The sequence below is a fragment of the Streptomyces sp. NPDC002055 genome (assembly GCF_040296705.1).
Taxonomy (GTDB): Bacteria; Actinomycetota; Actinomycetes; order Streptomycetales; family Streptomycetaceae; genus Streptomyces.
This window is the reverse complement of record NZ_JBEOXS010000110.1, coordinates 1-9,225: the sequence shown is the minus strand read 5'-3', so window position 1 is coordinate 9,225 and position 9,225 is coordinate 1. Positions and strand designations below refer to the sequence as shown.

Sequence of the window (9,225 nt, the reverse complement as noted above, 5' to 3'; positions counted from 1 at the left end):
GCACCAACGAGATCCAGCGCGACATCATCGCCGAGCGGCTGCTCGGCCTGCCGAAGGGACGACGGTGAGGTTCCATCTCGCAACGCCCTCCCCGCACCCCGTCCTCCGCTGCGCGCAACGCAGTGAGACCGGGACCGGTGGGGAAGAACAGCGGCCGCACCACGAACGAGTCCGTGGAGAAGGCCGGCCGTGCTCCGCCGGGACCGGCGCGGAGAGCCGGCCCTCCTACTGGTGCGTGCGGAGCAGCGTCCGCATCGTGCGCATCGCCACCGAGAGGTTGGCCAGGTCGAAGTCGTCCGAGTTCTGGATCTCCTCCAGGGTCGTCCGGGCACGGCCCAGCAGCGCGGCGTTCTTCTGCTCCCATGCACCGAACCGCTGCTCCGGGGTGGAGCTGCCGTTGCCCGCGGCGAGCACATCCGCGGTCAGTGCGGCGTGCGCCGCGTACAGGTCCTCTCGGATGGCGGCCCGCGCCATCGACTGCCAGCGGTCGGCGCGCGGCAGTTCGATGATCCGGTCCATCAGCTGGCTGACCCGCAGCCGGTCCGCCAGGTCGTAGTAGACCTCGGCGACGTCCAGCGGTGCCTTGCCGGTGCGGTCCGCGATCGCGACGATGTCGAGCGCCGGGAAGGCGGAGGAGAATCCGGCGACGCGCTGCGCCAGCTCGCCCGGCACCCCGGACTCGGTCAGCTCGTCGACGATCGCCTGGTACCACTCCAGGTCGGACCCCTTGAGCAGCTTGGGCAGCTCGGCCCAGACGCTCTGCACCCGCTCACTGAAGAACTCGACGTTCTCGGCGAGCAGCAGCGGCTGCGGACGGTTGTTGAGCAGCCAGCGCGTGCCCCGCTCGACCAGCCGCCGCGCGTGCAGCCGGATACGCGTCTGCACATCCGCGGAAACCTGGTTGTCGAGACCCTCGACCTCGTCCCAGACCTGGCCCAGCTCGAAGATCGCGCGAGCCGCGGTCTGGGCACGCACCACCTCTTCGGTCGAGGCGCCGGTCTCCTCCCGCATCCGGTGCAGGAAGGTCGTACCGGAGCTGTTGACCGTGTCGTTCACCAGGACCGTGGTCACGATCTCCCGGCGCAGCGCGTGGTTGTCGATGTGTTCGAGGAACCGTTCGTTCAGCGCCTTCGGGAAGTAGGCGTGCAGCAGCTGCTTCAGGTACGGGTCGTCCGGCAGATCGGTGGTGATCAGCTCCTCGGCGACCGTGATCTTGAGGTAGGCGAGCAGGACCGCGAGCTCCGGCTGCGTCAGCCCGCGCCCGGCGCTCAGCCGCTCCCGGATCTGCCGGTCGCTGGGCAGGGCCTCCAGGTCGCGGTCGAGCCGGCCGTCCCGCTCCAGCCGGCGCATGAAGCGCTGGTGGGCGTGGAGCAGGCTGGGCGCCTGCGACACGGCGTTGGCCAGGGCGACGTTCTGCGCGTAGTTGTTGCGCAGCACCAGCGCACCGACCTCGTCAGTCATCTCCGCCAGCAGCTTGTTGCGCTGCTTGACGGTCATGTCGCCGTCCTCGATGACCTTGTTCAGCAGGATCTTGATGTTCACCTCGTGGTCGGAGGTGTCCACACCGGCACTGTTGTCGATCGCGTCGGTGTTGATCTTGCCGCCCCTGCCGTCGGGGCCACCGGACAGGGCGAACTCGATCCGGCCGCGCTGGGTCAGGCCCAGGTTGCCGCCCTCGCCGACGACCTTGACCCGCAGGTCCTGGCCGTCCACCCGGATGGCGTCATTGGCCTTGTCGCCCGCGTCCGCGTGGGACTCCGTCGACGCCTTGACGTACGTCCCGATGCCGCCGTTCCACAGCAGGTCGACCGGGGCGTGGAGGATCGCCTTCATCAGGTCCGCCGGGGTCATCTTGGTGACCCGGGCCTCGATGCCGAGCGCCGCCCGGATCTGCGCGTTGATCGGGATGGCCTTCGCGGACCGCGGGTGGATGCCGCCGCCCTGCGAGAGCAGTTCGGTGTTGTAGTCCGCCCAGGAGCTGCGCGGCAGCTCGAACAGCCGGCGCCGCTCGGCGTAGGAGACGGCCGCGTCCGGGTTCGGGTCGATGAAGATGTGCCGGTGGTCGAAGGCGGCGACCAGCCGGATGTGCTCGGAGAGGAGCATGCCGTTGCCGAACACGTCACCCGACATGTCGCCGACGCCGACGACCGTGAAGTCCTCGGTCTGGCTGTCGTGGCCCAGCTCCCGGAAGTGCCGCTTGACCGACTCCCAGGCACCGCGGGCGGTGATGCCCATGCCCTTGTGGTCGTAGCCCGCCGAACCGCCGGAGGCGAACGCGTCGCCGAGCCAGAAGCCATAGGCGATGGCGACCTCGTTGGCGATGTCGGAGAACGTGGCGGTGCCCTTGTCGGCGGCGACGACCAGGTAGGTGTCGTCCTCGTCGTGCCGCACGACGTCCCGGGGGTGCACGACCTCGCCGCCGACCAGGTTGTCGGTGATGTCGAGCAGGCCGGAGATGAACGTCTTGTAGCAGGCGATGCCCTCGGCCAGCCAGGCGTCGCGGTCCACCGACGGATCCGGCAGGCGCTTGCCGACGAAGCCGCCCTTGGCGCCGACCGGCACGATCACGGTGTTCTTGACCATCTGCGCCTTGACCAGGCCGAGGATCTCCGTACGGAAGTCCTCCCGCCGGTCGGACCAGCGCAGACCGCCGCGGGCGACCTTGCCGAAGCGGAGGTGGACGCCCTCGACGCGGGGCGAGTAGACCCAGATCTCGTACGCCGGACGGGGCGCGGGCAGGTCCGGAATCGCCTGCGGATCGAGCTTCAGCGAGAGGTAGCTGTGCGGCTTGCCCGTCTTGTCGCCCAGCTGGAAGTGGTTGGTGCGCAGGGTCGCCTTGATGACGGTGAGGAAGGAGCGCAGGATGCGGTCCTCGTCCAGGCTCGCCACCTGGTCCAGTGCCGCGTCCAGCTCCTCCAGCAGCGCGTCGGTGAGCTCCAGGCCCGCCCGCTGCCGCTCCGGCGACATCCGCGCCTCGAAGAGGTTCACCAGCAGCCGTGTGGTGTGGACGTTGGTGCGGAGGGTGTCCTCCATGTAGTCCTGGCTGAAGGTGGAACCGGCCTGCCGCAGGTACTTCGCGTAGGCCCGCAGCACCATGGCCTGCCGCCAGGTGAGCCCGGCCCCGAGCACCAGCTGGTTGAAGTTGTCGTTCTCGGCCTCACCGTTCCAGACGGCTGCGAACGCGTCCTGGAAGCGCTCACGGGCGTCGTCGGCGAGGTAGTCGCCGCCGTTCTGGGTCGGCGCGGGGAGCTGGAGACCGAAGTCGTAGATCCAGGCGGACGGGCGGTCGGCGCAGCGCAGCTCGTACGGACGCTCGTCCACGACCTCGACGCCGAGCCCGTTCAGGACCGGCAGCACGACGGAGAGCGAGACCTGCTCACCGCTCCGGTAGATCTTGAAGCGCCGCTCTCCGGGGGCCGCGCCGACGGGCTCGTACAGGCTGAGCTCGAAGTCGCGCTCACCGCCGGCCGGGGTGAGCTGCTCCAGGTGCTGGAGGTCGGAGACCGCGCCGCGCGGCGTGTGGTCCGCCTTGAAGCCCTCCTCGAAGGCATTGGCGTAGCGCCGCATCAGCTCGGCGGCGCGCTCCTCGCCCACCTCGGCGTTGAGCGCCTCGGCGAAGCCGTCCTCCCAGGAACGGGCGGCCTCGGCGAGCCGGGCCTCGATGCGCTCGATGTCGGCCTCGGTCAGGTCCGGCAGCACGGTGCCCGGCTCGACCCGGACGACGAAGTGCAGCCGGGAGAGGACCGACTCGGTGTTCCAGGCCGTGAAGTCGACGCTGGAGCCGCCCAGCTCGTCCTTGAGGATGTTGGTCAGCTTGTGCCGGACGGTGGTGTTGAAGCGGTCCCGCGGCAGGTAGACCAGCGCGGAGTGGTAGCGCCCGTACTCCTCCTGGCGCAGGAAGAGCCGGAGCCGCCGGCGCTCCTGGAGGTAGAGGACGTTGATGACGATCTCGCGGAGCTTGTCGACCGGGGTCTGGAACAGCTCGTCGCGCGGGTAGGTCTCGAGGATCTGGAGCAGGTCGCGGCCGTCGTGGCTGTCCGGGGAGAACCCTGCGGTCGCCAGGACCTCGGAGACCTTGCGGCGCACCACCGGGACCCGCCGGACGGACTCGGTGTACGCGGCCGAGGAGAACAGCCCGAGGAAGCGGCGCTCACCGACGACATTGCCCTGCTCGTCGAACTTCTTGACGCCGACGTAGTCGAGGTACGAGGGGCGGTGCACCGTGGCGCGGCTGTTGGCCTTGGTCAGCACCAGCAGCTTGTGCTCCCGCGCCTTGGCCCGGGCGTCGGCCGGCAGCCGATTGAAGGACGGGGAGACCGGGTGGCCCTCGCTGCCCTTGTGGGACGGGTCCGAACGCAGGATGCCGAGCCCGGTGCCCGGGATCGCGGTGAGCACGTCCTCCTGGGAGCCGTCCGTCGCCTCGCTCGTCAGCTGGTACTCGCGGTAGCCGAGGAAGGTGAAGTGATCGTCGGAGAGCCAGCGCAGCAGCTCACGGGCCTCCTCGACGTCCTGCACCGGCAGGTCGTCGGCGCGCGGCTCGCCCGGCAGCCCCTCGGCGATCCGCAGGGCGGCCTCGCGCATCTTCTCCCAGTCCTCGACGGCCTCGCGGACGTCGGAGAGGACCCGGAGCAGATCGGCGGTCATCTGCTTGAGATCGGCGCGGTCGGTCTCACGGTCGGTCTCGACGTGGATCCACGACTCGGTGAACGCGTCGTGCGGCAGCTCGCGGGTGGCGCGGTCGGAGTGGACGTCGCCGCTGCTGTCGAGAACCTCGATCAGCTTCCCGGTGACGTCGCGGCGGACGACCATCTGGGGGTGGATCACCACATGGATGCCGCGGCCCTGGCGGGAGAGCTCATTGGTGACGGAGTCGACGAGGAAGGGCATGTCGTCGGTCACGACTTCGACGACGGAGTGGGTGCAGGTCCAGCCGTTCTCCTCGACGGTCGGAGTGTGCACCCGGACGTTCGCGGTGCCCTGGGGGCGGTTCTCCGCGAGCCGGTAGTGGGAGAGCGCGGCACCCAGCAGGTCCACCGGGTCGCGGCCTGCGAGGTCCTCGGGAGCCGTGTGGAGGTAGTAGCGCTGGAGGTACGCCGTGAGGGCCTCCGGGGTGAGGCCCTGAACCGGTTGTTGACTTCCGGCCGGGCTGTTCTCAGCTACCCGGGCAGCCCTTTCGAGCAGCTCGGCCTTGGCTTCGTCCAGCTTGGTCTGCATGTCCTCTGGCTCCTGTCGCGCGCCGTTGCGTGACGTTGGTTGCGGAAATCGGCATCACGTCGCGACGCGGGATGTCCGCTCGGTGTCGACGGTATGCCTTGCTGAAAGGTGAACGGGCCGGAAGGGGCGATTCTCGTCGTGTGGCCCCGGCCCAGGAAATCAGCGACCGCCCGGGCACGGTGGCACACCGGGCTCATGACAGAGGCTTCGCTGCCCCTGCGAAGGCCCCTCCACCCCGTTGCGGGGAGAGGAGGGCATATCGCGCTGATCACGGGACAAGGCTATCGCCCTTCCCCAGGGAGCCGTCATGGGCCGTTTGTGTACAAAACCTGGACTGGAAGTTTGACGTTCCGGACAGCGACGTGGGCCCTCTTGGCAAACCCACCTTCGCCGTGCAGGTTGGGCCCCGAGGGGAACGAAACGGACAGCCCGGAGGTGGGAGCCATGGCGGCCAAGATCCTGATCGTGACCGGTGACGCGGCGGAGTCCCTGGAGGTGCTCTACCCGTACCAGCGGCTTCGCGAGGAGGGCTACGAGGTCCACATCGCGGCTCCCAGCCGCAAGAGGCTGCGCTTCGTGGTGCACGACTTCGAGGAGGGCTTCGACACCTACACCGAGAAGCCCGGCTACACCTGGCCCGCCGACCTGGCCTTCTCCGAGGTGGAGCCGAGCCAGTACGTGGCGCTGGTGATCCCCGGCGGACGGGCACCGGAGTACCTGCGCAACGATCCGGAGCTGCGGAAGGTCCTCAAGGCGTTCTTCGACTCCGACAAGCCCGTGGCCCAGATCTGCCACGGGCCGCTGCTCACAGCGGCCGTCGACGGGCTCAGCGGACGCCGCGTGACCTCCTATCCGGCTCTGGAGCTGGACATGCAGATGGCGGGTGCCTCCTTCCAGGACGCGGAGGCGGTGGTCGACGGGACGCTGGTGTCCGCCCGGGCCTGGCCGGACCACCCGGCGTGGATGCGCGCGTTCCTGGCCGTGCTCCGGACGAAGGCCCCCGTGTCCTCCTGAGGCTCTCCGCCCCGCCTGCGCGGACGGCCCGGACACCGGCGCACGCGCTGCCGCCCCGGGCCCGCGCGGGCCGGCGTGCCTCGGCTCCGGTGCGTCTGTGCACGGTCGGTGCCCCGCTCGCCGGCTCGCCGTGAGGCGCCGCGGGCGGGGCGGGGCTCCCCGGCTGTCACCGGCGCCTCCAGCCCCTTCCGCGCCGCTGACGCCCCAGGCCTCCGCGGCGCTGCCGACCCCCTCCGAGACGGCCGCTCCGCGGAGGCCTGGGGCGCCGGATACTCCCGGCAGAGGACGACCGCCCGCCACCCGCCACGGAGCCCGCTCGCCCGCGCGGACGGCACCGCCCTCCCCACGCTCCGCACAGCCGGCTGCGGATCCCCCGTACGTCCTGATCACGTCGACCTCCCGATGTCCCGGACGCTCCCCCTCGAAGCGCCGACACATCTGGTACACCGCTCGGCCCTCCGAGGTTCCCGATCGACGGCGCCTCCCGGGATCGCGATCCTCAGGACCCCCGAACCTCAGGCCCCCGAACCTCAGGGCCCCGGACCTCAGGGCCCCCGAAGCACGGCACCCCACCGTCACCGGCAACCACTCAGTCCTCAGACGCACCACCGCGCCCGTCTCAGCCGTACAGATCCTCTGCCGCCTCGACGGCCTCCGACAGGCTGTCGACCACCGGAACGCCGGCCGTCTCCAGGCTGGCCCGGCTGTGCGAGCCCCCCGTGTACAGCACCGCCCTGGCCCCCACGTGTGCCGCCGCGATCGCGTCGTCGACCGCGTCCCCGATCACCACGATCCGCTGCCGGACAGCACCGTCCATGGCGGCGAGGTGCCGCTCCATGTGCTGCGCCTTGCCGGTGTGCGACGGTCCGATCCGGCCGTCCACCCGGAGGAAGAGCTGCTCGATGCCGTGGGTGCGCACGATCGGTATCAGCTCCTCGTGCGGCGCCAGTGAACACAGCGACTGCGTGAGCCCGGCGGCCTGCCGGTCGGCCAGCAGCTGCTCGGCGCCCTCGGTGAGGGCCGCGCTCTCCGCCCGGGACCAGTAGTGCCGGTGGAAGGCCGCGTCCATGACCTCCCACTCCTCCGTGGTGGGCACCCGCCCCATCAGCCGCTCGTAGAACCGCGGCACCGGTACGCAGTAGAGATCCCGGTAGCGGGCAAGGGTGATCGGCGGCAGACCGATCTCCGCGAACGAGGCGTTCGTCGCCCCGATGACCGCGTCGATGTCGTGGAACAGCGTCCCGTTCCAGTCCCAGACGATGTGCGTCCCGTGCTTCCCCATGCCCAGAACGGTACCCAGCCGGTACGACACTCCAGTCCGGCACCGGCCGGTCCGGGCTCCGGCACCGGCCCCGACACCGGTTCCGCCCCGGTGGGGCCAGTGGCGATCCGGCCGGTCAGCCGAGGAGCGAGGGGATCTCCTGGACCGCGTACCAGAGCAGCTCGTGGTCCTCGGCGCCGTCCACGGTGAACTGCGCGTCGTCGTCCCCCAGGTCCGCCGCGCCCAGGGCCGCGGCAGCGGCGGTCACGTCCCGCTCCGCGTCAGAGGAGTCGAGGTGCACCGCGGCGGCCTTGGCCAGGGCGACCGGCTGGGCGATGCGGACGGCGCCGAGCGCCGACGGGTCCAGGCCGCGGTCCGGGTCGGCGACGGCGGCGCCGTCCGGGACGTCCACGGCCACCACGACCCGGCGGCGCGGAAGCTGCGGGTCCGTGGCGAGCTGCCGGAGCGAGGCCTGGGCGGCGCGGCTGAGCGCCGCGTACTCCAGTTCCTCGATGTCGTCGGAGACGTACCACTCGCGCAGCGCGGGCGTCACGGCGAAGGCGTCCAGCGGGCCGGGCCCCAACTCGCCCGCCTTGTGCGCCGCAGCGAGGCCGGGGAGGGTCGTGGGGACGTAGACGCGCATGGCTGTCGCTTTCGTGAGGGCGCTGGAGCGGTGATCGAGTGGAACGCCCCGCCAGCATACGGGCGATGGTCCCCCTTCGGGGTGCACGGGGCGGGCCCGGCCGGGCCGCAACCGGCCCTGAACGCGGCATTCCGTCCTTGCCACGCCGTCCGGTGGACCGGCTTTCCTCAGGCCCCCACGCCGCCGACGTGCGGCGCCGTGCCGTACCGCGGCGTCCGATGACCCCCTCGTCACCCGGATAGGTGAATCCGATCGGTGCGGCCCGGTCGGCGCCTCCGTCCTTGCAAGGCGTCGAGCAGGCCCGTTAGAAGTCTTCGCATTGAAGCTACCGCCCGGTATACGCGCCGGGCCGATGCCGCGGGGGCACACATGGATCACGACAGGAACAGAACCTCGGCTCGCACGACCGACCGCCGGGCCGCCGGCCGCCGGACCGCCGGGGACCGGAACACCGGGAGCGGGGCCGCCGGAAGCCAGGGCCCCGGGCGGCGGCGCACCGCCGGGAGTGTGCCGCCCGGGCGCCGGGACTCACGCCGGCCCGGCGCTCCCGGCACGGCACCGTTGGCGGCCCTGCGGCGGCGGGAGCGGGAACGACAGCCCCGGTACTGGTTCGCCGACCGGCTGCTGCTGACCCTGAGCGGGCAGAAGCCCGTCCACTGGATGCTGGGGCACACCCTGGGCGGCGCGTACGACCAGTTGGTGCGGCTGGCCCCGCTGGCCCCGCTGCGGCCGTCCGGTCCCGCATCGCCCGGCCCTGGGCCGTCCGGTCCCGCATCGCCCGGTCCGGTGCCGTACATCGGCCGCTGCGACGAATACCGTCCGGAGCCCGGTGTCATCGAGGCGTTCGCCCGGATCGTGTACGGGGACCGTGTCCGGGCGCTGGCCTTCCGGCTGGAGCAGGGCCCCGACGACCGCTGGCGCTGCTCCGCCGTGGAACTCGGCCTGCCGGCGCTGACGCCATGACCGAGTCGGCGCCATGACCGGACCGGCGAGCTGCCGACGGCCGGCGCGACCGTCCGCACCGGCCGTCGGCAGGGCCCCCCCCGCGCCCGCCCCGGGGGGGGCCGCCCCCGCCCCCCCCCCCCCCGGGACG

General features: G+C 71.4%; 5 protein-coding genes. 2 read left to right on the top strand and 3 right to left on the bottom strand.

Going from position 1 to position 9,225, the window contains the following annotated elements; translation table 11 throughout:
- Nucleotides 1-225 precede the first annotated feature (225 nt).
- Nucleotides 226-5,214 carry an NAD-glutamate dehydrogenase gene (locus ABT112_RS34195; RefSeq protein WP_351515711.1) on the bottom strand — a complete coding sequence of 1,663 codons (4,989 nt, stop codon included), beginning with the start codon at nt 5,212-5,214 and terminating at the stop codon, nt 226-228.
- Between the two features lie 444 nt (nt 5,215-5,658).
- On the opposite strand from ABT112_RS34195, the gene ABT112_RS34190 reads away from it, so the two are divergent.
- Nucleotides 5,659-6,228 carry a DJ-1/PfpI family protein gene (locus ABT112_RS34190; protein WP_351515710.1) on the top strand — a complete coding sequence of 190 codons (570 nt, stop codon included), beginning with the start codon at nt 5,659-5,661 and terminating at the stop codon, nt 6,226-6,228.
- Nucleotides 6,229-6,847: 619 nt separating this feature from the next.
- On the opposite strand, the gene ABT112_RS34185 is transcribed toward ABT112_RS34190, so the two are convergent.
- Both ABT112_RS34185 and ABT112_RS34180 read right to left on the bottom strand, forming a co-directional pair.
- A complete protein-coding gene (locus ABT112_RS34185; RefSeq protein WP_351515709.1) occupies nt 6,848-7,510 on the bottom strand; it encodes an HAD family hydrolase in 663 nt (220 codons plus the stop codon).
- Nucleotides 7,511-7,625: 115 nt separating this feature from the next.
- Nucleotides 7,626-8,132 carry a DUF6912 family protein gene (locus ABT112_RS34180; RefSeq protein WP_351515708.1) on the bottom strand — a complete coding sequence of 169 codons (507 nt, stop codon included), beginning with the start codon at nt 8,130-8,132 and terminating at the stop codon, nt 7,626-7,628.
- 369 nt (nt 8,133-8,501) lie between these two features.
- On the opposite strand from ABT112_RS34180, the gene ABT112_RS34175 reads away from it, so the two are divergent.
- Nucleotides 8,502-9,095 (top strand): Rv3235 family protein, encoded by a 594-nt coding sequence (locus ABT112_RS34175; protein ID WP_351515707.1) that lies wholly within the window; start codon nt 8,502-8,504, stop codon nt 9,093-9,095.
- Nucleotides 9,096-9,225 lie beyond the last annotated feature (130 nt).

Coding starts and splice junctions, on each gene's coding strand:
- ABT112_RS34175 (WP_351515707.1), top strand. CDS start 8,502: ATGGATCACGACAGGAACAGAACCTCGGCTCGCACGACCGACCGCCGG.
- ABT112_RS34195 (WP_351515711.1), bottom strand. CDS start 5,214: ATGCAGACCAAGCTGGACGAAGCCAAGGCCGAGCTGCTCGAAAGGGCT.
- ABT112_RS34190 (WP_351515710.1), top strand. CDS start 5,659: ATGGCGGCCAAGATCCTGATCGTGACCGGTGACGCGGCGGAGTCCCTG.
- ABT112_RS34185 (WP_351515709.1), bottom strand. CDS start 7,510: ATGGGGAAGCACGGGACGCACATCGTCTGGGACTGGAACGGGACGCTG.
- ABT112_RS34180 (WP_351515708.1), bottom strand. CDS start 8,132: ATGCGCGTCTACGTCCCCACGACCCTCCCCGGCCTCGCTGCGGCGCAC.